The following is a 936-nucleotide window of genomic DNA, read 5'->3' on the forward strand; positions in this document are numbered from 1 at the left end:
TACGGCACCACCGATAGGCCGCCCTCTGCCCAACAGCAAGGTGTTCGTGCTGGACACCTTCCTGAAGCCGGTCCCCGTAGGCGTCACGGGAGAGGTCTATATCGCCGGTGCTGGTTTGGCCCGGGGCTATATCGGTCGGCCGGGGTTGTCCGCTGAGCGTTTCGTCGCCTGTCCGTTCGCCGTTCCGGGTGGTCGGATGTATCGCAGTGGCGATCTGGCGAAGTGGACCGCTGAGGGTGATCTGGTCTTCGCGGGCCGGGTCGATGAGCAGGTCAAGGTGCGTGGTTTCCGGGTCGAGCCGGGCGAGATCGAGGCGGTGGTGGCCGCCTGTGAGGGTGTGGGGCAGGTCGCGGTGGTGGTCCGCGAGGACGGGCCGGGGGACAAGCGACTGGTCGCCTACGTTGTCCCCAGCGGGGGACTGGACGTAGCGGCCGTACGGGAGTTCGCGGCGGACCGGTTGCCGGAGTACATGGTCCCGACCGTCATGGTGCTGGACGCACTCCCGCTCACCGTCAACGGCAAGCTGGACCGTGCCGCGCTCCCGGCCCCCGACACCGCCGAGACGACGTCGGGCCGGGCCGCCGAGACGCCTGCTGAAGAGATCCTCTGTGGGTTGTTCGCCGAGGTGCTCGGTCTCGATGAGGTCAGTGCCGACGCGTCGTTCTTCGAGCTCGGCGGTGACTCGATCATGTCGATGCTGTTGGTGTCGAGGGCGCGTAAGGCCGGTCTGGTGGTGAGCGCCCGGCAGGTGTTCGAGCGACGGACCCCAGCGGACCTGGCCGTGGTGGTCCGTGATGTGGCCACTGCCGATGGCCTGGAGGGGAGTGGCGATTCGGGCACCGGTGAGGTGCCGTTGACCCCGGTGATGCATGAGCTGCTGGGCCGGGCCGGTGCGGAGCGCATACGTGGGGTGTTCCAGTCGACCGTGGTGATGGT

The 936-nt window shown here is 68.1% G+C and carries 1 protein-coding gene; it reads left to right on the forward strand.

The window, feature by feature from the left end; genetic code table 11:
• Positions 1 to 46 precede the first annotated feature (46 nt).
• Positions 47 to 936: phosphopantetheine-binding protein (locus NP777_RS46935; RefSeq protein WP_308405429.1), on the forward strand; the 890-nt coding region annotated here is incomplete at its 3' end.

This window comes from Streptomyces rugosispiralis, assembly GCF_024505145.1.
Classification (GTDB): Bacteria; Actinomycetota; Actinomycetes; order Streptomycetales; family Streptomycetaceae; genus Streptomyces; species Streptomyces rugosispiralis.